At 61.2% G+C, this 25,926-nt stretch carries 26 protein-coding genes and 1 pseudogene; 8 read left to right on the top strand and 19 right to left on the bottom strand.

Annotated features, from left to right (window positions below; translation table 11 throughout):
- Nucleotides 1–45: 45 nt before the first annotated feature.
- Entirely contained in the window at nt 46–417 is a 372-nt protein-coding gene (locus ACVHNU_RS24340) for a DUF6124 family protein (protein ID WP_027610398.1), read from the bottom strand.
- A 522-nt stretch (nt 418–939) separates the two neighbouring features.
- Between ACVHNU_RS24340 and ACVHNU_RS24335 the strand changes: the two genes are divergently transcribed.
- Complete coding sequence (locus tag ACVHNU_RS24335) at nt 940–1,323, top strand: helicase (protein ID WP_003229522.1); 384 nt, start codon at nt 940–942, stop codon at nt 1,321–1,323.
- Between the two features lie 272 nt (nt 1,324–1,595).
- On the opposite strand, the gene ACVHNU_RS24330 is transcribed toward ACVHNU_RS24335, so the two are convergent.
- From ACVHNU_RS24330 to exbB, 6 genes are all read right to left on the bottom strand, one after another.
- Entirely contained in the window at nt 1,596–2,996 is a 1,401-nt protein-coding gene (locus ACVHNU_RS24330; RefSeq protein WP_103520508.1) for an aminoacyl-tRNA deacylase and HDOD domain-containing protein, read from the bottom strand.
- Between the two features lie 79 nt (nt 2,997–3,075).
- Nucleotides 3,076–5,151: an ATP-dependent DNA helicase RecG gene (gene recG, locus ACVHNU_RS24325; RefSeq protein ID WP_003229518.1), complete on the bottom strand. Its 2,076-nt coding sequence runs from the start codon at nt 5,149–5,151 to the stop codon at nt 3,076–3,078.
- A 9-nt stretch (nt 5,152–5,160) separates the two neighbouring features.
- The gene (locus ACVHNU_RS24320; protein ID WP_027610401.1) at nt 5,161–6,090 is read right to left on the bottom strand and encodes a hydrogen peroxide-inducible genes activator; all 930 of its coding nucleotides are present in this window, start codon (nt 6,088–6,090) and stop codon (nt 5,161–5,163) included.
- Nucleotides 6,091–6,352: 262 nt separating this feature from the next.
- Complete coding sequence (locus tag ACVHNU_RS24315) at nt 6,353–7,102, bottom strand: energy transducer TonB family protein (RefSeq protein ID WP_103483728.1); 750 nt, start codon at nt 7,100–7,102, stop codon at nt 6,353–6,355.
- The gene (gene exbD / locus ACVHNU_RS24310; protein ID WP_103483727.1) at nt 7,099–7,527 is read right to left on the bottom strand and encodes a TonB system transport protein ExbD; all 429 of its coding nucleotides are present in this window, start codon (nt 7,525–7,527) and stop codon (nt 7,099–7,101) included. Before exbD ends, ACVHNU_RS24315 begins: the two co-directional genes overlap by 4 nt.
- A gap of 6 nt (nt 7,528–7,533) precedes the next feature.
- Nucleotides 7,534–8,490 carry a tonB-system energizer ExbB gene (exbB, locus tag ACVHNU_RS24305; protein ID WP_473018443.1) on the bottom strand — a complete coding sequence of 319 codons (957 nt, stop codon included), beginning with the start codon at nt 8,488–8,490 and terminating at the stop codon, nt 7,534–7,536.
- 188 nt (nt 8,491–8,678) lie between these two features.
- Here exbB and ACVHNU_RS24300 point away from each other — a divergent pair, with 188 nt between their 5' ends.
- Nucleotides 8,679–9,536, top strand: a complete 858-nt coding sequence (locus ACVHNU_RS24300; RefSeq protein WP_473018442.1) for an SDR family oxidoreductase — start codon at nt 8,679–8,681, stop codon at nt 9,534–9,536.
- Between the two features lie 137 nt (nt 9,537–9,673).
- Here ACVHNU_RS24300 and ACVHNU_RS24295 read toward each other — a convergent pair whose 3' ends face one another.
- From ACVHNU_RS24295 to ACVHNU_RS24270, 6 genes are all read right to left on the bottom strand, one after another.
- On the bottom strand, nt 9,674–10,414 hold the full coding sequence (locus ACVHNU_RS24295) for a putative periplasmic lipoprotein (protein ID WP_003229511.1): 741 nt from the start codon (nt 10,412–10,414) through the stop codon (nt 9,674–9,676).
- Nucleotides 10,415–10,487: 73 nt separating this feature from the next.
- Nucleotides 10,488–10,868 (bottom strand): RidA family protein, encoded by a 381-nt coding sequence (locus ACVHNU_RS24290; protein WP_003229509.1) that lies wholly within the window; start codon nt 10,866–10,868, stop codon nt 10,488–10,490.
- Between the two features lie 24 nt (nt 10,869–10,892).
- Nucleotides 10,893–12,998 carry a bifunctional GTP diphosphokinase/guanosine-3',5'-bis pyrophosphate 3'-pyrophosphohydrolase gene (gene spoT / locus ACVHNU_RS24285; protein WP_003229505.1) on the bottom strand — a complete coding sequence of 702 codons (2,106 nt, stop codon included), beginning with the start codon at nt 12,996–12,998 and terminating at the stop codon, nt 10,893–10,895.
- A 57-nt stretch (nt 12,999–13,055) separates the two neighbouring features.
- Nucleotides 13,056–13,319 carry a DNA-directed RNA polymerase subunit omega gene (gene rpoZ / locus ACVHNU_RS24280; protein ID WP_003229503.1) on the bottom strand — a complete coding sequence of 88 codons (264 nt, stop codon included), beginning with the start codon at nt 13,317–13,319 and terminating at the stop codon, nt 13,056–13,058.
- A gap of 167 nt (nt 13,320–13,486) precedes the next feature.
- Nucleotides 13,487–14,107 carry a guanylate kinase gene (gmk, locus tag ACVHNU_RS24275; RefSeq protein ID WP_003229498.1) on the bottom strand — a complete coding sequence of 207 codons (621 nt, stop codon included), beginning with the start codon at nt 14,105–14,107 and terminating at the stop codon, nt 13,487–13,489.
- A gap of 10 nt (nt 14,108–14,117) precedes the next feature.
- Complete coding sequence (locus ACVHNU_RS24270) at nt 14,118–14,981, bottom strand: YicC/YloC family endoribonuclease (protein WP_003229497.1); 864 nt, start codon at nt 14,979–14,981, stop codon at nt 14,118–14,120.
- A gap of 270 nt (nt 14,982–15,251) precedes the next feature.
- Between ACVHNU_RS24270 and rph the strand changes: the two genes are divergently transcribed.
- Nucleotides 15,252–15,974, top strand: coding sequence for a ribonuclease PH (gene rph / locus ACVHNU_RS24265; protein WP_027610407.1), 723 nt, complete (start codon nt 15,252–15,254; stop codon nt 15,972–15,974).
- A gap of 29 nt (nt 15,975–16,003) precedes the next feature.
- Complete coding sequence (locus ACVHNU_RS24260; RefSeq protein ID WP_003229492.1) at nt 16,004–16,372, top strand: DUF4870 domain-containing protein; 369 nt, start codon at nt 16,004–16,006, stop codon at nt 16,370–16,372.
- Between the two features lie 177 nt (nt 16,373–16,549).
- Here ACVHNU_RS24260 and ACVHNU_RS24255 read toward each other — a convergent pair whose 3' ends face one another.
- Nucleotides 16,550–17,329: an exodeoxyribonuclease III gene (locus tag ACVHNU_RS24255; RefSeq protein WP_003229491.1), complete on the bottom strand. Its 780-nt coding sequence runs from the start codon at nt 17,327–17,329 to the stop codon at nt 16,550–16,552.
- Nucleotides 17,330–17,411: 82 nt separating this feature from the next.
- On the opposite strand from ACVHNU_RS24255, the gene pyrE reads away from it, so the two are divergent.
- Complete coding sequence (pyrE, locus tag ACVHNU_RS24250; protein ID WP_103369702.1) at nt 17,412–18,056, top strand: orotate phosphoribosyltransferase; 645 nt, start codon at nt 17,412–17,414, stop codon at nt 18,054–18,056.
- Nucleotides 18,057–18,243: 187 nt separating this feature from the next.
- Here the strand turns inward: pyrE and argB are convergent, their stop codons facing one another.
- The 4 genes and pseudogenes from argB to coaBC form a co-directional block, all read right to left on the bottom strand.
- Nucleotides 18,244–19,149 carry an acetylglutamate kinase gene (gene argB / locus ACVHNU_RS24245; RefSeq protein ID WP_003229488.1) on the bottom strand — a complete coding sequence of 302 codons (906 nt, stop codon included), beginning with the start codon at nt 19,147–19,149 and terminating at the stop codon, nt 18,244–18,246.
- A gap of 17 nt (nt 19,150–19,166) precedes the next feature.
- Nucleotides 19,167–20,543 (bottom strand): annotated as a pseudogene (locus ACVHNU_RS24240) (phosphomannomutase/phosphoglucomutase); the annotation flags it as partial.
- Nucleotides 20,544–20,863: 320 nt separating this feature from the next.
- Nucleotides 20,864–21,319 carry a dUTP diphosphatase gene (gene dut, locus ACVHNU_RS24235; RefSeq protein WP_003229483.1) on the bottom strand — a complete coding sequence of 152 codons (456 nt, stop codon included), beginning with the start codon at nt 21,317–21,319 and terminating at the stop codon, nt 20,864–20,866.
- Between the two features lie 5 nt (nt 21,320–21,324).
- Nucleotides 21,325–22,533, bottom strand: coding sequence for a bifunctional phosphopantothenoylcysteine decarboxylase/phosphopantothenate--cysteine ligase CoaBC (gene coaBC / locus ACVHNU_RS24230; RefSeq protein ID WP_473020097.1), 1,209 nt, complete (start codon nt 22,531–22,533; stop codon nt 21,325–21,327).
- A 135-nt stretch (nt 22,534–22,668) separates the two neighbouring features.
- Between coaBC and radC the strand changes: the two genes are divergently transcribed.
- Nucleotides 22,669–23,343 carry a RadC family protein gene (gene radC, locus ACVHNU_RS24225; protein ID WP_473018441.1) on the top strand — a complete coding sequence of 225 codons (675 nt, stop codon included), beginning with the start codon at nt 22,669–22,671 and terminating at the stop codon, nt 23,341–23,343.
- Between the two features lie 133 nt (nt 23,344–23,476).
- Here radC and ACVHNU_RS24220 read toward each other — a convergent pair whose 3' ends face one another.
- Nucleotides 23,477–25,063 carry an ABC transporter substrate-binding protein gene (locus ACVHNU_RS24220; RefSeq protein ID WP_473018440.1) on the bottom strand — a complete coding sequence of 529 codons (1,587 nt, stop codon included), beginning with the start codon at nt 25,061–25,063 and terminating at the stop codon, nt 23,477–23,479.
- A 445-nt stretch (nt 25,064–25,508) separates the two neighbouring features.
- Here ACVHNU_RS24220 and rpmB point away from each other — a divergent pair, with 445 nt between their 5' ends.
- Both rpmB and rpmG read left to right on the top strand, forming a co-directional pair.
- Nucleotides 25,509–25,742: a 50S ribosomal protein L28 gene (rpmB, locus tag ACVHNU_RS24215; RefSeq protein ID WP_003229474.1), complete on the top strand. Its 234-nt coding sequence runs from the start codon at nt 25,509–25,511 to the stop codon at nt 25,740–25,742.
- Nucleotides 25,743–25,753: 11 nt separating this feature from the next.
- On the top strand, nt 25,754–25,909 hold the full coding sequence (rpmG, locus tag ACVHNU_RS24210; RefSeq protein ID WP_003177274.1) for a 50S ribosomal protein L33: 156 nt from the start codon (nt 25,754–25,756) through the stop codon (nt 25,907–25,909).
- Nucleotides 25,910–25,926 lie beyond the last annotated feature (17 nt).

The following is a 25,926-nucleotide window of genomic DNA, read 5'->3' as shown; positions in this document are numbered from 1 at the left end:
GCAGAAAGGGGACTTAACGTCCCCTTTTTTCATTCGCAAATCCCGCTACGACTTGGCCGCCAGGTTTCGCACTTCAATATGGTCGAGCGTCCCTTCCACCATCAATCGCACCCCATCCGCCATTCTGCTCAGGGCCAGCGCGACCGAGCGGCGGGAGCCGTGGAGGTCGTCGGCGAGGTCGCAGGCGATGGCGCTGATGGACAGGAGGTCTTCGGAGGCGTTGGCCATGAGGGCTTCGGCGTCGGTGCCGGGGGTGAGGCTGAAGAGGCCGGTTTCGCGTTTGGGTTGGGATTCGGTGCGCGGTTTGAAGTGGTGGTCGAGGGCGCGTTCGGCGGCTTCGTGGAATTTCTTGGATTCCAGCGATTCGTAGGGCGATATGTCTGGGGTTTCGGGGGGATTGGGTGTTGGTTTGATCATGGTGCAGCTTCCTGGAGTTGTGAGGCCGACACCTATTCGCTTTGCACTTCGAAAGAGGTGGCAGCTGTGCGTTGGTGTGCAAGACCGGTCCAGGTGGCCGGCAGACCCGAAGGTCTCCGACGCACAGCCGCCATAACGATCCGCGAGCATAGGAAAACGCTCGGCGAAATGCCATCAACGAATGTGCACCTGAACCGGACTTGCACGTCCGAGTCGCCGATTTGGCGGCGACACACAGAGGCTATCGACGAACTGCCAACCTGCCTAGTTCATAGGTATCGCGGCACTTTGCAGGAAATTTCCCATAGGTTTGCAGGCCGGAAGATCAAAAGATCGCAGCCTTCGGCAGCTCCTACAGGGATGTGTTTCAACAGGTGTAGGACGGTAGGTGCTGAGGCGTGACTTGGCAGTCATCGTGCGGGAAATGGGCTGCATCATCTTCCATTAGAGGCAGATAGTGGCGTTATCGTCTGAATCCCTTACACTGCCCCGGCCGTTCATTTTCCTTTTGAGGCTGTGCGCATGAAATTTCGTTTTCTTCTGTGGATGATGGGTTTGTTGATGGGTAAGGCCAGCCGGACAAATCCTGCATTCCAGCAGCAGTTGGGTGACAAGGATCTGGTGTTTCAGCTGCAGACGCTGGACGGGAAAGTGGCGCGGCATTTCGTGGTGAAGAATCAGCGCGTTACCAGCAAGTCTGGGGTGGTGGCGGAGCCGGCGTTTGCGATTGCGTTCAAGGATGCGGGTTATGCCTTTGCCACGATGCAGGCGAAGAACAAGCAGCTGGCGTTTATGCAGGGGATTCAGGACAAGTCGATCCAGCTGAAGGGTAATCCGGCGCTGGTGATGTGGTTTCAGGGATTGATGAAGTATTTGAAGCCGAGGAAGGCCAAGCCTAAGGCTTGAGCCGAGTCTTGATCAGAAGAGCTTTTGTGGCGAGGGAGCTTGCTCCCGCTGGGCTGCGGAGCGGCCCTAAACCCTGAGGCCTTGTTGTGTCAGGCATATCTTGTTGGCTGGTTTTGCGACTGCTGCGCAGTCGAGCGGGACGGTGCGACGATTCGACAAGCTCCCTCGCCACAGGGGTTCAGTACATCCAGGAAACCGAGTTGGATTCTTCGCGAGCAGGCTCGCTCCCACAGGGATTTGTATAAATCCTGGGGGAGCGGGCCTGTTTGCCTTCAGGCCTGGCTGAACTGCGAGGCCAGTTCGCGCAGCAGGACTTCGGCTTCGAGGACTTTGCTGACCACATCATTGGCCTTGTCGCGGGTCAGGCCGACGCGTTCGAGCAGGGCGTCGGGGATGTCTTCGTCGGGGCCGGAGCCGATGCCGCGGCTGCGCAGCAGGCGTACGGCCAGGCAGACGAGATTCGGGTATTCGGCGTAGGCGCCGTCGTAGCTTGGGTCGTGCTGGAAGCGCAGGGCGGTGGCCAGTTCATCGGGCATGTCCCAGTAGCGCATCAGCCACGAGCCGATCTGTTCGCGGCTGATGCCCAACAGGTGCTGCTCGATGTAGCTGTGGCACAGGTGCGGGTTGACCTCCAGGTGACGGCAGATCAGCGAGAAGTGCGGCGGGAACACGTGGGCCAGCAGCAGGTAACCGAAGTTGTGCAGCAGACCGGCCAGATACGTCAGGCCGGCTTCCGGGCGCTGGGCGCGCGGCATGGCGCGGGTCAGGCCTTCGATGACGGCGGCGGTGTAGATCGACTGCTGCCAGTACGGCGTGGTGTGTTGCGGGTGATCTTTGGGCAGGCTCAGGGTCTTGCCGAGGGCCAGGCCCAGGGCGAGGTTGATCACCAGATCGAAACCGAGCACGCGAACGATCGCGTCTTCCACGGAACGGATTTTGCCCGGCGACGCGTAGTACGGCGATGCGGCCCAGCTCACCACTTGTGCAGCCAGCGCCGGATCGGTTTCGACCACGCCGGTGATGTCGTCGATGGTGGCGTTGGGGTCGACGCGCAACTTGATGATTTTTTGCGCGGTTTCGGCCAGCGGTGGAATCTCGATGGTCGCTTCCAGACGCTGCTGAATCCGGCGTGCAGTGAACGCCTGCACAGCCTGGGTGATTTCCTCGCGGTCATCGTCCGGGCGGTCGAGGTTCGGGCGGATGCTGCTCAGGGCTTCGCCGAAATTGGCGGCGCTGGCCTTGGTCAGCATGCTCTTGAAGTCTTCGCTGGCGATTTCCAGCAGCAGGCCCGGCTCGCCGGAGTTGATCAGCAGCTTCGGCTCACGCAGCAGGCTTTCTTCGTAGAGACACGGCGAGCTGGTCAGCGCCGGCAGGCCCGGCAGCAGGCTCAGGCTATGTTTGCCGAGCATCTTTTCCAGGCGCTCGGTGGACACGGCGGTCAGGCGTCGGCCAGTGAGTTCGGCGAGGCGATTGAGGTCGAGCAACTGGCTCTGCGGAAACAGCACCATCAGCGCGCCCACAGCATCGTCCAGCAATACGGCTTGTACCTTGCGCGAAGCATTGAGGCCGTGGTGGTCGAGCACTTCTTCGTAAGCGATGCCCAGCTTGCCCAGCAGCAGCCGAATGACGGACGGAGCGTGCGGGAGTTCGGGGGCGAGAGCGGCTTCGGTCATGGTGTGTATCCGTTTTTGAAACAATGGCAGGAGTATAACCAGCTCTGTAGGAACGATCCTGCACAAACTGCGACGGTGCTCACACTTGGCCGTATTGCTGCCCGTGGCGCAACCAGCGGTCGAGCAATGGGCTGACGTGAGTCGGCCAGCGCTCGAGCAAAGCTTGTGCGGCATCGCGTACGGCGGGCAGCAGATCGGCGTCGCGCATCAGGTCGGCGACCTTGAATTGCAGCAGACCGGTCTGGCGCGTGCCGAGCATTTCGCCGGGGCCGCGCAGTTCGAGGTCTTTTTCGGCGATGACGAAACCGTCGTTGGTCTCGCGCATGATGCCCAGGCGCTGGCGGCCGATCTGCGACAGCGGCGGATGGTAGAGCAGCACGCAATGGCTGACCGCGCTGCCCCGGCCGACGCGGCCGCGCAATTGGTGCAACTGCGCGAGGCCCAGACGCTCAGGGTTTTCGATGATCATCAGGCTGGCGTTGGGCACGTCCACGCCGACTTCGATCACGGTGGTGGCGACCAGCAGTTGCAGGTTGCCGGCCTTGAATTCGGCCATGACCGCCGCTTTTTCGGCGGGCTTCATGCGCCCGTGAATCAGCCCGACTTTCAGCTCGCCGAGGGCGGCAGTGAGGTCTTCGAACGTGGTTTCGGCGGCCTGGCAGGTCAGCTCTTCCGACTCTTCGATCAGGGTGCACACCCAATAGGCCTGACGCCCTTCGGCGCAGGCGCTGCGCACCCGTTCGATGACTTCGACGCGACGGGTGTCGGTGACCAGCACGGTGTTGACCGGGGTGCGCCCGGGCGGCAGTTCGTCGAGGATCGAGGTGTCGAGGTCGGCGTAGGCGCTCATCGCCAGCGTGCGCGGGATCGGCGTGGCGGTCATGATCAGTTGGTGCGGACACATGCGCCCGCCGACGCCTTTCTGCCGCAGCGCCAGGCGCTGCTGCACGCCGAAGCGGTGTTGTTCGTCGATGATCACCAGTGCCAGATTTTTGAACTGCACTTCGTCCTGGAACAGCGCGTGGGTGCCGACCACCATCGGCGTGCCGCTGGCGATCTGTTCCAGCGCGGTGACGCGATTCTTGCCCTTGAGCTTGCCGGCCAGCCACGCGACTTCAATGCCCAGCGGTTCGAGCCAGCGCTTGAAAGTGATGAAGTGTTGCTCGGCAAGGATCTCGGTCGGCGCCATCAGTGCGACCTGATAACCGGCCTCCAGTGCTTGCAGCGCCGCGAGGGCGGCGACCACGGTTTTGCCCGCGCCAACATCGCCCTGAATCAGCCGCAGCATCGGTTCGTGCTGGCTGAGGTCGTAGGCGATTTCGTTGCCGACGCGTTGCTGGGCGCCGGTCGGGTTGAAGCCGAGGTTGGCCAGGTATTTCGGTGGCAGCTTTTTCGCCTTCGGCATCGCCGGCGCGCGTAGCGAACGCATGCTCTCGCGCAGACGTTGTTGCGACAGTTGATGGGTCAGCAGTTCTTCGAAGGCCAGCCGATGCTGGGCCCAGTGATGACCGAGGGCCAGCTCATCGACATCGGCGTCGGCGGGCGGGTTGTGCAGGTAGCGGATCGCGTCGGCCAGCGGCGCCAGTTGGTAGTCGCGGGCCAGTTCGGTCGGCAGCCAGTCGGGCAGGGTGTTTGGCTTGAGCAGCGTCAGGGTCTGCATGCACAACTGGCGCAGGCGCTGTTGGGTCAGGCCTTCGGTGAGCGGGTAGACCGGGGTCAGGGTTTCATCCACGGGCGGCGGTTCGTCACCGGTGATGGCGCGGTATTCCGGGTGGTAGATTTCCAGCCCCGAAGCGCCGGGCCGTACTTCGCCGTAGCAGCGAATCCGCGTGCCGCGCTTGAGGCCTTCTTTCTGCGCGTTGCTGAAATGGTAGAAGCGCAGGCTCAGCCCGCCGGTGCCGTCCTGCATGCGCACCACCAGGCTGCGACGCCGGCCCATGACCACGTCGGCGCCGCTGACGGTGCCTTCGACCACGGCGTCCTGGCCCGGTCGCAAGTGGCCGATCGGCACCACGCGAGTGCGATCCTGATAACGCAGCGGCAGGTGAAACAACACGTCCTGGAGGTTTTCCAGGCCGACCTTGGCCAGTTTCTCGGCCATGGCTTCGCCGACACCCTTGAGTGCCGTCACTGACACTTGCGACAGCTCGGTCATGACCCTGGCTTAACCGGCCGTAACCGGTGCGGCGGGCTTGGCCACCGAGCACAGGCGAACGGAGTCGGCGAGGATTTCGATGGCTTTCGGCCGCGGGAAGCTCGCGCGCCAGGCAATCGCCACGGTGCGGAACGGCACCGGCGCCGACAGTGGACGCACTTCGATCACGCCGGGGGCGTAGTGGTGGCTGTCCACCGCCGACAGCGGCAGGATCGAGATGCCCAGACCGGACGCGACCATGTGGCGGATGGTTTCCAGCGAACTGGATTCCACCGTGGTGTGCTTGGCGCCGTCGTTGCCCTTGGTCAGGGTCGGGCAGGCCTCAAGCACCTGGTCGCGGAAGCAGTGGCCTTCGCCGAGCAGCAGCAGGCTCTTGTCGTTGAGCAGGGCAGCGTCGATGGATTCCTTTTGCGTCCACGGGTGCTGGGCCGGCATCAAGACGTAGAACGGCTCGTCGTACAGCGGCAGGGTCAGCACGTCGGCTTCGTTGAACGGCAGGGCGATGATGATCGCGTCGAGTTCGCCGTTGCGCAGTTTGTCGCGCAGCACGTGGGTGAAATTTTCTTCGATGTACAACGGCATCTGCGGGGCGACCCGGTGCAGTTGCGGAATCAGGTGCGGGAACAGGTACGGCCCGACGGTGTAGATCGCGCCGACTTTCAGCGGGGCGGTCAGCTGGTTCTTGCCTGCCTGGGCCAGTTCACGGATGCCTTGGGCCTGCTCCAGGACTTTCTGCGCCTGGGCGACGATGCCTTCGCCGACCGGAGTCAGGCGCACGGCGCTTTTGCTGCGCTCGAAAATCAGCACACCGAGTTCGTCTTCAAGTTTTTTCACGCCCACCGACAGGGTCGGCTGACTGACGTGGCAACGCTCGGCGGCGTGGCCGAAGTGCTGCTCTTGGGCGAGGGTAACGATGTAGCGTAATTCTGTGAGAGTCATAGCAAGCGTCCATGAAGTTGCGGGCCAAGCATAACGGCTGCAATCGATAGACGCACGTTATCAGACTGAGTGAGGAATGCGACACCGGGCAATGTGAGTTTGCCGTTGCCAGATAGGCAAAAGGCACCTTTCGGTGCCTTCTCGATCCCACTGTCGATACATAACCCCTGTGGGAGCGGGCTTGCTCGCGAATGCGGTGTGTCAGAACCATTGATGTCGACTGACATGACGCTTTCGCGAGCAAGCCCGCTCCCACATTGGATCAGCGGCGTCTCTCGAGGGAGTACACAAACGGCGCGACAATTTCGATCGAGCCGTTGGTCAACATGTCCGCCGGTGGCTTGGGCAGCGGTTGGGCGCGGCGGATCATTTCCAGGGTAGCCCGGTCCAGATCGGCATTGCCGGAGCGGCCCACCAGTTCGAACGACAGCACATTACCTTCGGCATCCACCACGAAACGCAGACGGTTCAGGCCTTCCTTGCCCCGTGCCTGTGCGCTTTGCGGGTACTTTTTGTACTTGGCCAAGTGCGCGAGCAGGGTGCCTTGCCAACTGGCCTTGGCGGCCAATTGTGCGGGCGACGGGCCCGGTGCCGGCTGGGCGGATTTCTCCGTCGGTGCCTGGGTCGGTTGCGTGTCGGCCGGTTTTTCCTCGGAAGGTTTTTCCTTCACGGGTTCCGGTTTTTTCTCGACCGGTTTGGGTGGCTGCGGTTTCGGCTTTGGCTTGGGTTTCGGCTTCGGTACGGCAATCTCGGCCTTGGGTGCTTCAGCCAGTTTCGGAATCGGCAGCTCTTCAACCGGAGCCGGTGGCTGCGGCGGTGTGACGACTTTCGGCGGAGCAGGCGGTGGCGGGGCCGGAACCGGTGCCAGCTCGACCACCATTGCCTGCGGCGGCAGTTCGATGGGCGGGCGGGCGGTCCAGTTCAGCGCCAGCGCGATGGCCAGCGCGTGAACGCCCAGCACCACGGCCAGGCTACCGCTGTAACGCGTCAGCTTATGGCGCGTCGTGATCATTTCTTGGCTGCGCTCTCGAGGCCCACCAGACCGACCTTCAAGTAACCGGCCGAGCGCAATTTATCCATCACGCTCATCAAGTCGCCGTAGTCCACGCCCTTGTCGGCCTGGAAGAAGATGGTGGTGTCTTTCTTGCCCTGGGTCTTGGCGTCGAGGACGGCACCAAGGGTTTCGGCGTTGACTTCGTCGTCGCCGATGTACAGACGCTGATCAGCTTTTACGCTGAGGAACACCGGTTTCTCCGGGCGCGGCGCCGGTTTGGCGGTCGAGGCCGGCAGATCGACTTTGATGTCCACGGTGGCCAGCGGCGCGGCCACCATGAAGATGATCAGCAGTACCAGCATCACGTCGATGAACGGCGTGACGTTGATTTCGTGGTTCTCGGCCAGATCGTCGTCTGCGCCTTCTTTCAAATGCAGGCCCATGGCCGATTACCCCACTTTCACCATGTGCGGTTGCGAGCTGCTGCGCTCAGGCTGGTGGTCGAGGTCACGGCTGACCAGCAGCAGAACCTGCGCCGAAGCGTCGGACACCTGCGCCTTGTAGCCGGCGATGGAGCGGGCGAACACGTTGTAGATCACCACCGCAGGAATCGCAGCAACCAGACCCAGCGCGGTGGCCAGCAGCGCTTCGGCAATGCCCGGCGCCACGACGGCGAGGTTGGTGGTCTGGGTCTTGGCGATGCCGATGAAGCTGTTCATGATGCCCCACACGGTACCGAACAGGCCGACGAACGGCGCGGTGGAACCGATGGTGGCGAGGACGCCGGTGCCGCTGCTCATGTTACGGCCACAGGCAGCGACCAGACGCTCAAGACGGAAGCTGACGCGCTCCTTGATGCCTTCTTTCTCGCGGCTGTTGACCGACAGGCGCATCTCATCGAGCGCGTCGTGCACCAGCAGGTTGGCCAGGGTGCCTTCTTTAGCTGCGGTGGCGCTGGCTTCCTTGAGGGTCGCGGCTTTCTTCAGCGCAGCGATTTCACCCCGCAGACGACGCTTGGCGCCCATCAGCTCGAAGCCTTTGGCGATCCAGATGGTCCAGGTGATGATGGAAGCAATTGCCAGACCGATCATCACGATTTTCACGATGATGTCGGCGTTCTGGTACATGCCCCATGGCGACAGGTCGTGGGCCATGCCCAGGGTGTTGTCGGGTTCGAGCACTTCAGGCGCGTCTGCTGCGCTGGCGTCTACAGCCTGTACCGGGTCGGTGGCGGCTGGCGCGGCGGCAGCAGGGGCGTGCTGTTCGGTGGCAGCCGGAGCGGCTGGCGCTTGTGCGTCAGCGAAAGCAGCGGTCGGTGCCAGCATCAGGCTGAGCAGCAGGGCCGCCACCGCGCTGAAGGCGCGAGGTCGTTTGGTTGGCGAAGCGGGGATTTGATTACGTGTCATGCTGGCCGGACCTGAGGTAGAAAAACGGTGATGCTCTTCCAGGCCTCGTGAGGCCGAGAACAAAAGTGGGGTGCATTATTGCAAGTAATTCTTGTTAACAAAAGTAATAGAGTTTCTTTTTTTCCTTCATTGCTAGCCGTTCGTCCTTTGCGAGGGCTAGTCTGTTCCTTTCGTTTGGGAGTTTTTTGATGTCTGCGCCTTCTGTTTTGATTGCCGGTTGTGGTGACGTCGGCAGTCGTCTGGCTACGCAATTGTTGGCCGCCGGCTGGGAGGTGCATGGTCTGCGCCGTGATGTTTCGCGTTTGCCGGACGGCGTCATCGGCGTGGCCGGTGACTTGTTCAAGGAAGATTGCCCAGAGACCTGGCCGGTCGGGGCGGTGGATTACCTGGTGTATTGCGCAGCGGCAACCGATCACGATGAGGCCGGTTATCGTGCGGCTTACGTGCAGGGTTTGCAGAACGTGCTGAGCTGGCTGGACGACTATGGGCAGACCCCTGAGCGGCTGCTGTTCGTTTCCAGCAGCAGTGTGTACGGGCAGCAGGAAGGGGAGTGGGTCGACGAGAACTCAGAGACTGTCGCCAGCGGCTATTCCGGGCGACTGATGCTTGAGGCCGAGCAAGTGGCGCTGAACAGCGGCATCCCGGCGAGCATTGTGCGTCTGACCGGCATTTACGGCCCGGGTCGTGAATGGCTGTTGACCCAGGTGCGTCGCGGTTATCGGGTGGCGGTCGAGCCGCCGCTGTACGGCAATCGCATTCACGCCGATGACGCGGCAGGTCTGATGGCGTTTCTGCTGCAGGCGGCTCACCGGGGCGAGCCATTGCAGGATATCTATATCGGTGTGGACGATGCGCCGGCGCCGCTGGCCGAGGTGGTCGCCTGGCTGCGGGACTATCTGGGGGTTACCGAGTGGGCGGAAGACGCCAGCGTACGTCGCACCGGCAGCAAGCGCTGCAGCAATGCCCGGGCGAAGGCGCTGGGCTGGACGCCGAAGTATCCAAGCTACCGCGAAGGCTATGCGGCGATTCTTGAAGGCAAATGCTGACCTTCTAACGCCACAAACCACTGTGGGAGCGGGCTTGCTCGCGAAGAGGGTGTGTCAGGCAACATTGATGTCGACTGACACACCCCCTTCGCGAGCAAGCCCGCTCCCACAGGGTTACGTGTTGCTCTCAGGCGCGGTTACTGCTTCTCAAGCAACCACTTGCGTTCACCCGGGGTGAACTGCGGCATTTCATCTGCCAGTGCGGTATTCACTGCCTGGAAAATCTCCAGCGCCTTGCCCTTGCGGGCAAAGATCCAGTTGTTGCCCTGGCCGTTGAGTTGCAGCCACATGCTGTCGTGGTCGCTGTTCATCGAGGCACAGTCGCCTGCCAGGCACAGGGCATAGCGGTCGGCGCCGGGCAGACCGGACACCTGGCCGTCGGCCTGGAACTGCACGGTGCCGCCTTCGCCGTCGCCGCTGGCAATCTTCCAGCTGCCGCCCAGGTAGGCCGAATACAGTGCGCGCTCGAAGCTGGCGCCGATTGGCGCGCCTTCCGGCACGGGGATTTGTGCGCGGTCGAACAACTGGTCGGGTTCGTTCTCGGTGGCGGCTTGTTTCATCCGGCCGCCGTCACGTTTCAGCTCACTGCCGGAGCTGCCATAGAAGTCGACTTTCCAGGCGCCGGACTGTTCGCCCTGCAGCCGTCCTTCGACGTTCTCGAAGCCGTTGGTGTAGCGGGCCTGACCGGCCTTGGTGTTGACGTCCCACTCCAGGTTCGGGCCATAGGCCTGAAGCGCTTCGCGCAGGGGGCCGCCCTTGGCAGCAGCATCGATCGCCACCTGGTTGATCCAGGTGCCGCTGATGTCACGGTCGGCGGGGTCGCTGGCACAGCCGCCGAGGAAAATGGCGAGCAGCGAGAGAGCAAGCGCTTTGCGCATGGTGGAATCCTTTCAAAACCTTTTCTTTACCGCAGAGCAGTCGGCGCAGCGTGTGAGGGCTGCGCCGTGTGCATTACTCGATGACCAGGATGGCATCCATTTCGACTTGCGAACCCTTCGGCAGGGCAGCAACGCCGATGGCGGCGCGGGCCGGGTACGGCTGGTCGAAGTACTTGCCCATGATCTCGTTGACCTTGGCGAAGTGGCTCAGGTCGGTGAGGAAAATGTTCAGCTTGACGATGTCCTTGAACGAACCACCAGCGGCTTCAGCCACAGCTTTGAGGTTCTCGAACACCTGGACGGTCTGGGCTTCGAAGCCTTCAACCAGTTCCATGGTTTTTGGGTCCAGAGGAATCTGGCCCGACATGTAGACAGTGTTGCCGGCCTTGATCGCCTGGGAGTAGGTACCGATGGCGGCTGGGGCCTTGTCGCTGGTGATAACAGTCTTGGTCATGTATGACTCCTTGTTAGGTGTGAGTTAGGCACGCATGCGGGTGATGCGGATGACCCCGGTCAGGGCGCGCAGTTTCTTGATCACGCGGGCCAGGTGCACACGGTCGTGGACGCTGACCACCAGCTGGACGACGCTGATGCGGCCATCGCGCTCGTCCATGCTGATTTTCTCGATATTGCCGTCGGCCGCGTTGACGCTGCTGGCCAGCAGGGCGATCAGGCCGCGCTGGTGTTCCAGCTCGACGCGCAGCTCGACGTTGAATTCGCCGGTGACATCCTTGGCCCACGAGAGCTGGATGCATTTTTCCGGGTTGTGCCGGATTTCGCTGATGTTGCGGCAGTTGTCCAGGTGCACGACCATGCCTTTGCCCGCCGACAGATGGCCGACAATCGGGTCGCCCGGGATCGGCGTGCAGCACTTGGCGTAACTGAGCACCAGACCTTCGGTGCCGCGAATCGCCAGCGGACCTTCCGGACTTGGCAACTGTTCACCTTCGCCGAGCAGACGGCGCGCCACGACATAGGCCATGCGATTGCCCAGGCCGATGTCTTCGAGCAAATCTTCGATCAGTTCGAGGCGGTACTCGGTAAGCATGGCCGTGACGCGCTCGGCCGGGATCTTCTCCAGCGAGCTGTCGAAACCGTTGAGCACCTTGTTCAGCAGGCGTTCGCCGAGGCTGATGGACTCGGAGCGGCGTTGCAGTTTCAGCGCGTGGCGGATGTGCGTGCGTGCCTTGCCGGTGACCACGAAGTTGAGCCACGCCGGGTTCGGCCGCGCGCCTGGCGCGCTGACGATCTCGACCGTGGAGCCGCTTTGCAGCGGTTCGGACAGCGGTGCGAGACGGCGGTTGATCCGGCAGGCAATGCAGCTGTTGCCGACGTCGGTGTGCACCGCATAGGCAAAGTCGACCGCCGTGGAGCCTTTGGGCAGCTCCATGATCCGGCCTTTGGGCGTGAACACGTAGACCTCGTCCGGGAACAGGTCGATCTTCACGCTCTCGATGAATTCCAGCGAGTTGCCGGCACGTTGCTGCATTTCCAGCACACCTTTGACCCACTGACGGGCGCGGGCGTGAGTGCCTTTCGGCTGCTCGTCACCGCTGGATTTGTACAGCCAATGGGCGGCAATGCCGTTGTTGGCCATCTCTTCCATTTCGCGGGTGCGGATCTGGATCTCGATCGGTACGCCGTGCATGCCGAACAGTGTGGTGTGCAGCGACTGATAGCCGTTGGCCTTGGGGATCGCGATGTAATCCTTGAAGCGCCCCGGCAACGGTTTGTACAAATTATGCACAGCACCCAGCACGCGGTAGCAGGTATCGACCTTGTCGACGATGATCCGGAACGCATAGACGTCCATGATCTCGTTGAAGGCCCGACGCTTGCCGCGCATTTTCTTGTAGATGCCGTAGAGGTGTTTCTGGCGCCCGCTGACTTCGCCCTGAATGCCGTCGATCGCGAGGCAGTGGCCGAGGGACTCTTCGATCTTGTTGACGATTTCCTTGCGGTTGCCCCGGGCGCGCTTGACCGCCTGGTAGATCCGCGCGGAACGCATCGGGTGCATCGCCTTGAAGCCGAGGTCTTCGAATTCGATACGAATCGCGTGCATGCCCAGCCGGTTGGCGATGGGCGCGTAGATTTCGAGGGTTTCCTTGGCGATCCGGCGGCGTTTTTCCCCGGACAGCACTTCCAGCGTGCGCATGTTGTGCAGGCGGTCGGCGAGTTTGACCAGGATCACGCGAATGTCGCGCGCCATGGCCATGGCCATTTTCTGGAAGTTTTCGGCCTGGGCTTCGGCCTTGGTCTCGAAGTTCATCTGGGTCAGTTTGCTGACCCCGTCGACCAGTTCGGCCACGGTTTCACCGAACTGCGCTTGCAGCGCCTCTTTGGCGATACCGGTGTCTTCGATCACGTCATGCAGCATCGCGGCCATCAGGCTCTGATGGTCCATGTGCATGTCGGCAAGAATATTCGCCACCGCAAGAGGATGCGTGACGTACGCCTCGCCGCTGCGACGGCGCTGACCATCATGGGCTTGTTCGGCGTAGAAATACGCTCGGCGGACCAGGTTGACCTGGTCGTTGCCGAGGTAGGTCGATAAGCGATCGGCGAGGGCGTCTATGCTCGGCATGATGACTCCTGCCGTAGGCTGTGTTCCCGCGCCGTGCTACGTCGACCAGGCATAGGCTTAGACGGCCTCGTTGGACTCGTCCTCGAACGCAGCGAAGACCGGGTCTTCGTGGACGATTTCCTGCTCGGCGATGAACTCGTAGCTCATCAGGCCTTCAGCGATTTCACGCAGGGCGACAACGGTAGGCTTGTCGTTTTCCCACTGGACCAGTGGCTCTTTGCCGCCGGTGGCCAGTTGACGGGCACGCTTGGTAGAGAGCATGACCAGCTCAAAGCGGTTTTCCACGTGTTCTAGGCAGTCTTCAACGGTTACGCGGGCCATGGTATTCCTCGGAGCGAATGCAATATGCGCGCTGCCCGGTTGGGCGAGCGGACTGAGCAGTTTAAAAAATCACCAGCGATTAGGGAAGCGCTGATTTTTTGACCAGACCCTTCAACGCGCTGCAAGCACCAATGTAAAGCCCTTGCAGCGGTTTTGGGAAGTGCTGATTAACCCAGCAGTTCGGCCAGCAATTTGCCAAAACGTACCTGCTGACGTTTCTGTTGCAGCTGGTTGGCGCGGAAAATCGCCTTCAGATCGTCCAGTGCATGGGCGAAATCGTCGTTGATGATCAGGTAGTCGTACTCGACATAGTGGCTCATCTCGCTGACGGCTTCGCGCATCCGGCCGTCGATGATCTCGTCGCTGTCCTGACCGCGGTTGGTCAGGCGCTGGTGCAGGGCCTGAAGCGACGGCGGCAGGATGAAAATCGAGCGTGCCTGCGGCATCAGCTTGCGCACTTGCTCGGCGCCTTGCCAGTCGATTTCCAGAATCAGGTCGTGACCTTCGTCCAGCGTCTGCTGCAAGCGGCTTTGCGAGGTGCCGTAGAAGTTGCCGAAGACTTCGGCGCGTTCGAGGAAGTCGCCGTGCTCGCCCATTTTCACGAACTCTTCGCGGGTCACGAAGTGATAGTTCACGCCGTCCACTTCACCCGGACGCATGGCGCGGGTGGTATGGGAGATCGAGACGCGGATCTCCGGATTGGCATCGGTCAAAGCCTTGACCAGGCTGCTCTTGCCCGCACCCGATGGGGCGGAAATGATGTACAGGGTGCCGGTGCTGTGGGTCATGTCTGTTGCCTTACTCAATATTCTGCACTTGTTCACGCATCTGCTCGATCAACACCTTGAGGTTGACGGCGGCCTGGGTGCTGCGCGGGTCGAAGGCCTTGGAGCCCAGTGTGTTGGCTTCGCGGTTGAGTTCCTGCATCAGGAAGTCCAGGCGCCGGCCGGCGGCACCGCCGGACTTGAGCACCCGGCGAACTTCGATGATGTGCGTGCTCAGGCGATCCAGTTCTTCGGCCACATCGCTCTTTTGCGCGAGGATGACCATTTCCTGTTCCAGACGCTGCGGATCCAGTTCGGCCTTCATGTCGGTGAAGCGGTCGAGGACTTTCTGGCGCTGGGTCGCGAGCATGTGCGGCACCAGTTCGCGCAAGGTCACGACATCCTCTTCAATTGAAGTCAGGCGCTCGTTGATCAGGCGTGCCAGCTCCGCGCCTTCGCGCTCGCGGCCGGCCTTGAGTTCTTTCAGGCCTTGATTGAACAGGGCCAGCGCCTCGGCGTTCAGGGCTTGCGGATCGGTCGCGTCGGCCACCAGCACGCCTGGCCAGGCCAGCACTTCCAGCGGGTTCAGCGCCGCCGGGTTCTTGATCAGGCCGGCAACGGTTTCGGCGGCGGCGACCAGTTGCGCGGCGCGCTCTCGGTCGACCTGCAACGGTTTGCCGGTGCTTTCTTCGGTGAAGCGCAGGGTGCATTCCAGTTTGCCCCGCGACAGGCCCTGACGCAGGGCTTCACGCACCGCGCCCTCAAGGTCGCGGAACGACTCCGGCAGGCGCAGGTGCGGTTCGAGATAGCGGCTGTTGACCGAGCGCAGCTCCCAGCTCAGGGTGCCCTGGACGCCGGCTTTTTCGACGCGGGCGAAGGCGGTCATGCTGTGCACCATGGCGGTGACCTCGCAATGCAGATCGGCGCAGAAGGGATGTTCCGCAGGCTCGATATCAATGAATTTAAGCCGACTGGCAGCAAAGGCGCAGGATTGTAGCGCAGTGCGGCGGATGCGCCCAAACACACGGTGTGACAAAGGGCTGCAGGCCGTCGGTTATGCGCGTTTCAGGCCTCTGGGTCGACGGTCGGAATTTTTAACCCGTGCCCAGGCGCGGTGCAGCGCTCTATAATGCTCGGCAGTTTTCCGTCCCCAGTACAGGTATTCCCTATGAAACGTCCAAGTGGTCGCGCTGCCGATCAGCTTCGCTCGATCCGCATTACCCGCAACTACACCAAACACGCCGAGGGATCCGTACTGGTCGAATTCGGTGATACCAAGGTCATCTGCACCGTCAGCGTCGAAAACGGCGTGCCGCGCTTCCTCAAAGGGCAAGGCCAGGGCTGGTTGACCGCCGAGTACGGCATGCTGCCGCGCGCCACTGGCGAGCGTAATCAGCGTGAAGCGAGCCGTGGCAAGCAGGGCGGCCGCACTCTGGAAATCCAGCGTCTGATCGGTCGTTCCCTGCGCGCTGCGCTGGACATGTCCAAGCTGGGCGACGTCACCCTGTACGTCGACTGCGACGTGATCCAGGCTGACGGCGGCACCCGCACCGCGTCCATCACCGGCGCGATGGTGGCACTGGTCGATGCGTTGAAAGTGATCAAGAAGCGCGGCGGCCTGAAAGGCGGCGACCCGCTCAAGCAAATGATCGGCGCCGTGTCGGTCGGTATGTATCAGGGCGAGCCGGTGCTGGATCTGGACTATCTTGAAGATTCCGCCGCCGAGACCGACCTCAACGTGGTGATGACCAGCACTGGTGGCTTCATCGAAGTTCAGGGCACCGCCGAAGGCGCGCCGTTCCAGCCGGAAGATCTGAACGCCATGCTGGAACTGGCCAAGAAAGGCATGAACGAAATCTTCGAACTGCAAAAGGCCGCACTGGCCGACTGAGCAGGTTCGTAACCCGCAAGGAGGACGCGATGAGTGATGAGCAAGAGTTGCTGCCTAAGCCGAGCCAGGAGGTTCGCCAATGGGCGATGTTTTGTCACTTGTCCGCCTTGCTGGGGATCTGGATTCCGTTCGGCAACCTGATCGGGCCGCTGATCCTGTGGCAGATGAAGCGCGAAACCGATCCGTTCATCGACGCTCAGGGCAAGGAAGCGCTGAATTTTCAGATCACCGTGGCGATTGCTGCCGCGATCTGTCTGCTGCTGATGGTGTTGATCATCGGCTTCTTCTTGCTGGGGCTGCTGGCCATCGGGGCATTGGTGCTGACGATCATTGCCGGGGTGAAGGCGAACGAAGGCTTTCCCTACCGTTATCCATTCACCTGGCGACTGATCAAATAATAACCAGCGACGATTTCCCTTGTGGGAGCGGGCTTGCTCGCGAAGACGGTGTATCCGTCAACGAGTAGGTGGCTGACACGACGCCTTCGCGAGCAAGCCCGCTCCCACATTTGAAAAGCAGTTACCCACAAAAAAGCCGACAGCAATGTCGGCTTTTTTGCATTCACGGATCGACGCTCAGATGGTCAGCGTCCAGTCGTAGTCGACGATCAGCGGCGCGTGCTGCGAGAACCGTGGCTGACGCGGCAGGCGTGCGCTGCGTACGAAGCGGCGCAGGCCCGGGGTCAGCAGCTGGTAGTCGAAGCGCCAGCCCAGATTCAGCATCTCGGCCTGTTCGTTGTCCGGCCACCAGCTGTACTGGTCGCCTTCGCGGCTGACTTCGCGCAGGGCATCGACGTAGCCCATGTTGCCGACAATCTCGTCCATCCAGGCGCGTTCTGGCGCCAGGAAGCCCGGGGATTGCTGGCTGTCGCGCCAGTTCTTGATGTCGAGCTTCTGCTGCGCAACGTACAGCGAGCCACAATAAATGTACTCGCGACGTTTACGCCGCTGCTTGTCCAGGTACTTGCCGAAGTCGTCCATGAGCTTGAACTTCTGGTTCAAGTCCTCATCGCCGTTCATCCCCGAAGGAAGCAGCAAGGTGGCAATACTGACTTTGTCGAAATCTGCTTGCAGGTAGCGCCCGTAGCGGTCGGCCGTCTCGAAACCGAGACCGCTGATGACAGCCTTCGGTTGCAACCGCGAATACAAAGCCACGCCGCCTTGGGCAGGGACTTCAGCATCGCAGGCATAAAGGAAGTAGCCATCCAGTTGGAAGGCTGGGTCATCCAGTTCAAAGGCGGAGGCACGGGTGTCCTGCAGGCAGATGACGTCGGCATTCTGTGCCTGCAGCCAACTGAGCAAACCACGCTCGACTGCAGCCTGAATACCATTGACGTTCACACTGATGATCCGCATAAATGGCCCCAAAAATCGCGTGCGTGTATGATACACGGCGTCAAGCTAATTAGCTAAATCCGTGGTATTTGGGGTTTTTTTCATGCAAGCGTATCAGCGCGATTTCATTCGTTTTGCCATCGATCGCGGCGTTTTGCGCTTCGGTGAGTTCACCCTGAAGTCCGGGCGCACCAGTCCCTACTTCTTCAATGCCGGCCTGTTCAACTCGGGTTCGGCCCTGGCGCAGCTGGGGCGTTTCTACGCTGCAGCCATCGCCGAAAGCGGCATTCCCTTCGATGTACTGTTTGGCCCGGCCTACAAAGGTATCCCGCTGGCAGCCACCACCGCCGTCGCGCTGGCCGAACACCACAACCGTGACCTGCCATGGTGCTTCAACCGCAAGGAAGCCAAGGCCCACGGTGAAGGCGGCAGCCTGGTCGGTGCGCCGCTGACCGGTGACGTGCTGATCATCGACGACGTGATCACCGCCGGCACCGCGATCCGCGAAGTGATGCAGATCATCGCTTCCCAGGAGGGCGCCAAGGCGGCCGGCGTGCTGATCGCCCTGAACCGTCAGGAGCGTGGCAACGGCGAATTGTCGGCGATCCAGGAAGTCGAGCGTGATTTCGGTATTCCGGTGATCAGCATCGTTTCGCTGAACCAGGTGCTGGAATTCCTCGCCGACGACCCGCAGCTCAAGCAGCATCTGCCCGCCGTGGAAGCGTATCGCGCCCAGTTCGGCGTCTGAACTGTGGAATGAGCTTTTGTGGCGAGGGAGCTTGCTCCCGCTGGGCTGCGTAGCAGACCCGAAAAGCTTGTGAGCGCTGCGCACTCAAGCGGGAGCAAGCTCCCTCGCCACAATAGATGGAAGGCCGCAGGCAAAAAAAGACCCCGCTCAGCCAGGCTGAGCGGGGTCTTTTTGTTTGCGCGACGCCTTACGGACGCTTGCGATTGCTGATCAGTGTGCCCACACCGGTGTCGGTAAAGATTTCCAGCAGGATTGCGTTCGGTACGCGACCGTCGATGATCAGCGAGCTGCCAACGCCACCCTGAACCGCTTCCAGCGCGCAACGGATCTTCGGCAGCATGCCGCCGTAGATGGTGCCGTCGGCGATCAGGTCGTCGACCTGCTGGGTGCTCAGGCCGGTCAATACGGTGCCCGACTTGTCCATCAGGCCGGCGATGTTGGTCAGCAGCATCAGCTTCTCGGCTTTCAGCGCCTCGGCGACTTTACCGGCCACGAGGTCGGCGTTGATGTTGTACGACTCACCGTTCTCACCGACGCCGATCGGCGCGATCACCGGGATGAAGTTGCCTTTGACCAGCAGGTTCAGCAGTTCGGTGTTGATCCCGACCACTTCACCGACCTGACCGATGTCGATGATTTCCGGCTGGGTCATCTCCGGGGTCTGGCGGGTGACGGTCAGTTTCTTCGCACGAATCAGCCCGGCGTCTTTACCGGTCAGGCCGATGGCACTGCCGCCGTGACGGTTGATCAGGTTGACGATGCTTTTGTTGACCTGACCGCCGAGGACCATTTCCACCACGTCCATGGTCGCGGCGTCGGTGACGCGCATGCCATCGACGAAGTGGCTTTCGATCGACAGACGCTTGAGCAGATCACCGATCTGCGGGCCGCCGCCGTGAACCACGACCGGGTTGATGCCCACGGCTTTCATCAAGACGATGTCGCGGGCGAAGCCGGTTTTCAGCTCCTCGCTTTCCATCGCGTTGCCGCCGTATTTGATCACCAAGGTCTTGCCGACATAACGTCGGATGTAAGGCAACGCTTCGGACAGAACCTGGGCGGTGTGGGCGGCGGCTTCGCGTTCGAGGGTCATTCAGGGCTCCGGGTGAATCAGAACGGTAGTTGGAGATCAGGTGCAACGCGTTTCAATTGGGCGTGGAACACATCCTTGATGCGCTGCAATTCAGCCTCGTCATCGGCCTCGAAGCGCAGCACCAGCACCGGTGTGGTGTTGGAGGCGCGCACCAGGCCCCAGCCTTTGGCGTAATCGACCCGCACGCCGTCGATGGTGGTCAGGTCAGCGCCTGGGCCCCACTGTGCGTCGTGCAGTGCATCAATGATGCTGAATTTGCTCTCCTCGGTCACATGGATATTGATTTCCGGCGTAGAAATATCGTTCGGGAAGGTCGCAAACAGTTCTTCCGCGGTGGATTTTTCCTTGCTGAGGATCTCCAGCAGCCGTGCGGCGCTGTAGATGCCGTCGTCGAAACCGAACCAGCGCTCCTTGAAGAAGATGTGGCCGCTCATCTCACCGGCCAATAGAGCACCGGATTGTTTCATTTTCTTTTTGATCAACGAGTGACCGGTCTTCCACATTAGCGGGCGACCGCCGTATTCCTTGATCAACGGCACCAGACGGCGGGTGCATTTGACGTCGAAGATGATTTCCGCGTCCGGGTTGCGCGCCACCACGTCGCGGGCGAACAGCATCAGCAGGCGATCCGGGTAGACGATGCTGCCAGTATTAGTCACTACGCCGACGCGGTCGCCGTCACCGTCGAAGGCCAGACCGAGGTCGGCATTGGTTTCCTTGACCTTGGCGATCAGGTCGACGAGGTTCTCGGGCTTGCCCGGATCCGGGTGGTGGTTGGGGAAGTTGCCGTCGACTTCGCAGAACAGCGGGATGACTTCGCAGTTCAGTGCTTCGATCAGTTGCGGAGCGATCACCCCGGCCGCGCCATTGCCGCAGTCGACCACGACTTTCATGCGCCGGGCCAGTTTGACGTCCCGGACGATTTCGGTGGTGTAGCGGTCAAGGATTTCGACCTGGGTCACGCTGCCCTGGCCGCTGCTCAGATCGTTGGTCTTGATGCGCTCGTGCAGCACCTGGATCTGCTCGTTGGCGAGGGTGTCGCCGGCGATTACGATCTTGAAGCCGTTGTAGTTCGACGGGTTGTGGCTGCCGGTGAGCATCACCCCGGATTTACCCGCGAGCACGTTGGCCGCGTAGTACAGCGCCGGGGTCGGGACCAGGCCGACATCGCTGACATGGCAGCCGCTTTCGGCGATACCACGGATCAGCTCGGCAACCAGCTCCGGGCCGGACAGGCGACCGTCACGGCCGACAGAAACGTTCGGCTCACCCTGGGCCAGGCTCTGCGAGCCGATGGCGCGGCCGATCCAGTAAGCGGTTTCGGCATTGAGGAATTCCGGCACGGTGCCGCGAATGTCATAGGCGCGGAAGATGCTGTCGGGAAGCTTCGGGGCGATCTTGGCGGGGGTGCTCATCTGCACAAATGCTCCATCTCGAAAGTGGCGGGACACACCGACGATTCACTCGGCGGCAGGCTCAAACTGAAGGGTATGACGGCGTTTTCCGCAGAGAGTTCGTGGTGTGAAAGGGCCATGACGCCTTGTCTGGCGTGGCCTGCGGCCGGCAAAACCTTGATTTTCGGTGCTAAAACCTGCTGCACAAATTTTGTGGCGAGGGAGCTTGCTCCCGCTTGGGGCGCAGCGCCCACAAGATTTCGGGTCTGCTGCGCAGCCCAGCGGGAGCAAGCTCCCTCGCCACAGAAATTACCCGTGGATCATTTAGTGCCGGTATGGCCAAAACCGCCCGCGCCGCGTTCGGTTTCGACGAACTCTTCAACCATTTCGAAGTGCGCCTGCACCACGGGTACCAACACCAGTTGCGCCAGACGTTCTCCGACAGTCATGGTGAAGTCGGACTGGCCACGGTTCCAGCAGGACACCATCAGCGGTCCTTGATAATCCGAGTCGATCAGGCCGACGAGGTTGCCCAGCACGATGCCGTGCTTATGGCCCATGCCCGAGCGCGGCAGGATCAGTGCGGCGAGGTTCGGGTCGCCGATGTAGACCGACAGACCGGTAGGGATCAGCACGGTTTCACCCGGCTTGATCACGATGTCCTGTTCCAGCATGGCGCGCAGGTCGAGGCCGGCGGAGCCTGGGGTGGCGTATTGCGGCAGCGGGAATTCGGTACCGATGCGTGGGTCGAGGATCTTGGCTTGCAAAGCGTGCATGTAAATTAAACCTGGTTCAGACGTTCGGCGATAAAAGTGACCAGTTGGCGAGCGATCTTGCTCTTGCTGGTCTGGGCGAAAACAGTGGCATGAAGCTCACGGTCGATCACGCTGCAGGCGTTTTCTTCGCTGTTGAAACCGATGCTCGGGTTGGCGACGTCGTTGGCGACGATCAAATCGAGATTCTTGTCTTTCAGCTTGCGTGCAGCGTAGTCGAGCAGGTGTTCAGTCTCGGCGGCGAAGCCGACACTGAACGGACGGTCGGGAAGGGTCGCGATGGTGGCCAGGATGTCCGGGTTACGCACCATTTGCAGGACGAAGCCGTCGCCGCTTGTAGGGTCTTTCTTGAGTTTTTGCGGGGCAACGACTTCCGGACGGTAGTCCGCCACCGCGGCCGAGGCGATGAACACATCGCACGGGATGGCTGATTCGCACGCTGCAAGCATGTCGCGGGCACTGACCACGTCGATGCGCGTGACGCGATCCGGCGTCGGCAGGTGTACCGGGCCGCTGATCAGGGTCACGCGGGCGCCGGCTTCCACCGCGGCTTCGGCCAGAGCGAAGCCCATTTTCCCGGAGCTGTGGTTGGTGATGTAGCGCACCGGGTCGATGTTTTCCTGAGTCGGGCCGGCGGTGATCACCACGTGCTTGCCGGTCAGGGCCTGACGCTGAAAGCAATCCGCCGCGCACTGCGCCAGATCGGTGGCTTCCATCATCCGGCCCATGCCGACGTCGCCGCAGGCCTGGCTGCCGGAGGCCGGGCCGAAGGTCTTCAGGCCACGGCTTTCAAGGAGTTGCAGGTTGGCCTGGGTCGCCGGGTCGCGCCACATCGCCTGGTTCATCGCCGGCGCGACGGCTACTACGGCATCGGTAGCAAGAACCAAAGTGGTCAGCAAATCGTTGGCGATGCCTTGGGCCAGACGGGCGATCAGGTCGGCGGTGGCCGGGGCGATCAATACCAGATCGGCCCACTTGGCCAGCTCGATGTGGCCCATCGCCGCTTCGGCGGCCGGGTCGAGCAAGTCGAGGTGAACCGGGTGCCCGGACAGGGCCTGCATGGTCAGCGGGGTGATGAACTCGGCGCCGCCATGGGTCATGACCACGCGCACTTCGGCGCCCTGGTCGATCAGGCGACGAACCAGATCGGCGCTCTTGTAGGCCGCAATGCCGCCGCCGACGCCCAGAACGATGCGTTTCCGATACAGCCGCTGCATAGGTCTGCCTTTCATTTCGTGGGTGACATACGTGGCGAAACCCCCTCCCCAGGGTGAATTCGCCCGCAAAAAAGATGGGCTACGATATCACAGCGACCGCTACGGAACAGCGGCGCCCACAGACAAGGAAGGTGTATGAGTATTCGCGATTGGCCAGCGGCGGAGCGGCCGCGGGAAAGGTTACTTGAACAGGGTTCTGCGAGCCTTTCGGACGCCGAGTTACTGGCGATTTTTTTGCGCACGGGGGTGGTTGGAAAAAGCGCAGTGGACTTGGCGCGACACTTGTTGAATCAGTTCGGCAGCCTGCGTTTGTTGCTTGAGGCCGATCAGGAAGCATTCAGCAAACAGTTGGGATTGGGACCCGCAAAGTTTGCACAGTTGCAGGCTGCTCAAGAAATGAACCGGCGGTATCTGGCCGAGCGCTCACGCAGAGAGCCGGCGCTGGAGAATCCGCAGGCTGTTCGCGATTACCTCAAATCCATGCTCCGACACGAGCCACACGAGGTGTTTGGTTGCCTGTTTCTGGACTCTAAGCATCAAGTGTTGACGTTCGAGGCACTGTTTCGCGGTTCCATCGACAACACCAGTGTGCATCCGCGAGAAGTGGTGAAACGTGCCTTGGCGAACAACGCCGCGGCCGTGATCCTCTGCCACAACCATCCGTCGGGCAATACCGATCCCAGTCAGGCGGACAGGCAGTTGACCAAGCGTTTGCAGAAGGCGCTGGAGCTGATTGATGTGCGGGTGCTGGATCACTTCATCATTGGCGAAGGGGAGCCGCTGTCGATGGCGGAGTGTGGCTGGATGTAGCTCTCACGGGCAAAACGCAAATCCATGTAGGAGTGAGCCTGCTCGCGATGGCGTCATTTCAGTCAGCTTATTCAGTGACTGGAAGATCGCTATCGCGAGCAGGCTCACTCCTACAGGTTTTGTGCAGGGCGGGTTATTTGAGATTGACCTTGGAGTAGTCCTGGCGACCGAACGGGCTCACTGAATAACCCTGCACATCCTTGCGCGTCAGCGCATAGGCGGTCGGGTGCGCCAGCGGCAACCACAGCGCCTGCTGCTGAATCTGCGCCTGGGCCTGTTCATACAGCTTGGTGCGCACGCCTTGTTCGCTGGTGGTTTTGCCGGCGCTGATCAGCTTGTCCAGATCGGCATTGCAGTAGCGCGCGAAGTTGGTGCCGGACTTGACCGCCGCGCAGGAAAACTGCGGCGTGAGGAAGTTGTCCGGGTCGCCGTTGTCGCCGGCCCAGCCCATGAACAGCAGGTCATGTTCGCCAGCCTTGGCGCGGCGGATCAGTTCTCCCCACTCGATCACGCGGATTTCCGCCTGAATGCCGATTTCCGCCAGATCCGATTGCAGCAACTGCGCCCCCAGACTCGGGTTCGGGTTGAGCAGGCTACCGGACGGACGGGTCCAGATGGTGGTCTGGAAGCCGTCCTTGAGTCCGGCCTTGGCCAGCAACGCCTTGGCTTTGGCCACGTCATGTGGATAGCCCGGCAGGTTCTTCGCGTAGCTCCAGGTGTTCGGCGGGTAAGGGCCGTTGGCGGGTTCGGCGGTGTCTTCGAACACGGCTTTGACGTAGTTGGCCTTGTCGAAGGCGAGGTTGATCGCCTGGCGCACTTCCGGCTTGTCCAGCGGTGGGTGCTGGCTGTTGATGCCGACGAAAGCCGTCATGAACGCGTCAGTCTTTTCCACTTTCAGGGTCGGTTCTTCCTGCGCCGCTTTCACGTCCAGCGGTTTCGGCGACAGGGCGATCTGACACTCGTTGCGCCGCAGCTTTTGCAGGCGCACGTTGGCGTCCGGGGTGATGGCGAAGATCAGCGGGTCGACCGCCGGCTTGCCGCCGAAGTAGTCCGGGTTGGCCTTGTAGCGCACCGAAGCGTCTTTCTGGAAGCGCGTGAACACAAACGGGCCGGTGCCGATCGGCTGGCTGTTGAGCTTGTCGGTGGCGTCGGCCTTGAGCAGCTTGTCGGCGTATTCGGCGGAATAGATCGAGGCGAAGCCCATGCTCAGGGTCGCGAGGAACGTCGAATCCGGGTGATCGAGGGTAAAGCGCACGGTCAGCGGATCGAGTGCGTCGATTTTCTTGATCAGCGCCGGCAACTGCATGGATTGGGCGTGCGGGAAACCGCTTTGCGCCACTTTGTGCCATGGGTTGGCCGGGTCGAGCATGCGGTCGAAGCTGAATTTGACGTCTTCGGCGCTCAGGGCGCGGGTCGGTTTGAAATAGTCGGTGCTGTGAAACTTCACCTGCGGGTGCAGCTTGAACACATAAGTCAGGCCGTCGGTGCTGACTTCCCAGCTGTCGGCCAGGCTCGGCACGACTTTGCCGCTGGCGGTGTCGAAGTCCACCAGGCGGTTCATCAGCACGTCGGCCGAGGCATTGGTGGTGGTCAGCGAGTTGTATTGCACCACGTCAAACCCTTCAGGGCTGGCCTCGGTGCAGACGCTCAGGGCGGCGGCCTGGGCCAGGGGGCTCAGCAGAAGCGGGGCGAGCAACAGGGGTAGGGCAGCGAGGCGCATGGTCGGCTTCCTTTACAGATCGAAGGCCATCTGCAGGTGCAGTCTGGAAAAGGGTTACCCTAGAGGGCTGGATTGCAAATGACTATCCCCTTTTGTATTTTTCGGGGCCGGGCATTGGCGTTTTTCAGACCGCAGTGCGCCAGGAAAAGTCGGAAACCTCTGTCAGAGCGGTTTTCTGCGACGAGTGGTCAAAACTCGCGCCAGCCTTTATCCAAAGCGTCCGCAGCCGGAAAATGCGCTTTTTTAGCGGTTGATTGCACATCGATTGTTGTTGCACCCCGGTCTTTCTGGTATAAAGCAGCGCTCTTTTCTAGGGGCCCGGTTCCTTCACTGTAGGTGTAGCCGGTAAGACCTCTAAAGAAACGCGGCGCCTGGCGCCAAATGACTGAGAGATTAAGCGGCCAACCCATGCCGGGTTGGGCATGTGGTTTTAGAGGGCTGAGGCATGTCGAGAGTATGTCAAGTTACCGGTAAGGGTCCGGTAACCGGGAATAACATTTCCCACGCAAACAACAAAACCCGTCGTCGTTTCCTGCCGAACCTGCAGCATCACCGCTTCTGGGTTGAAGAAGAGAAACGTTTTGTGCGTCTGCGCGTATCTGCCAAAGGCATGCGCATCATCGACAAGCGTGGCATCAGTGTCGTGCTCGCCGAACTTCGCCGCGATGGCAAGATTTAAGGGAGCTAATCATGCGTGAATTGATTCGTTTGATCTCGAGCGCCGGTACTGGTCACTTCTACACTACCGACAAGAACAAGCGTACTACTCCGGACAAAATCGAGATCAAGAAATATGATCCGGTTGTTCGTAAGCACGTGATCTACAAGGAAGGCAAAATCAAGTAATTGATTTTTCCCGACTT

This window comes from Pseudomonas sp. Ors-4-3C, assembly GCF_055755035.1.
The sequence above is the reverse complement of the archived record's forward strand: the minus strand, read 5'-3'. Positions and strand labels throughout refer to the sequence as shown.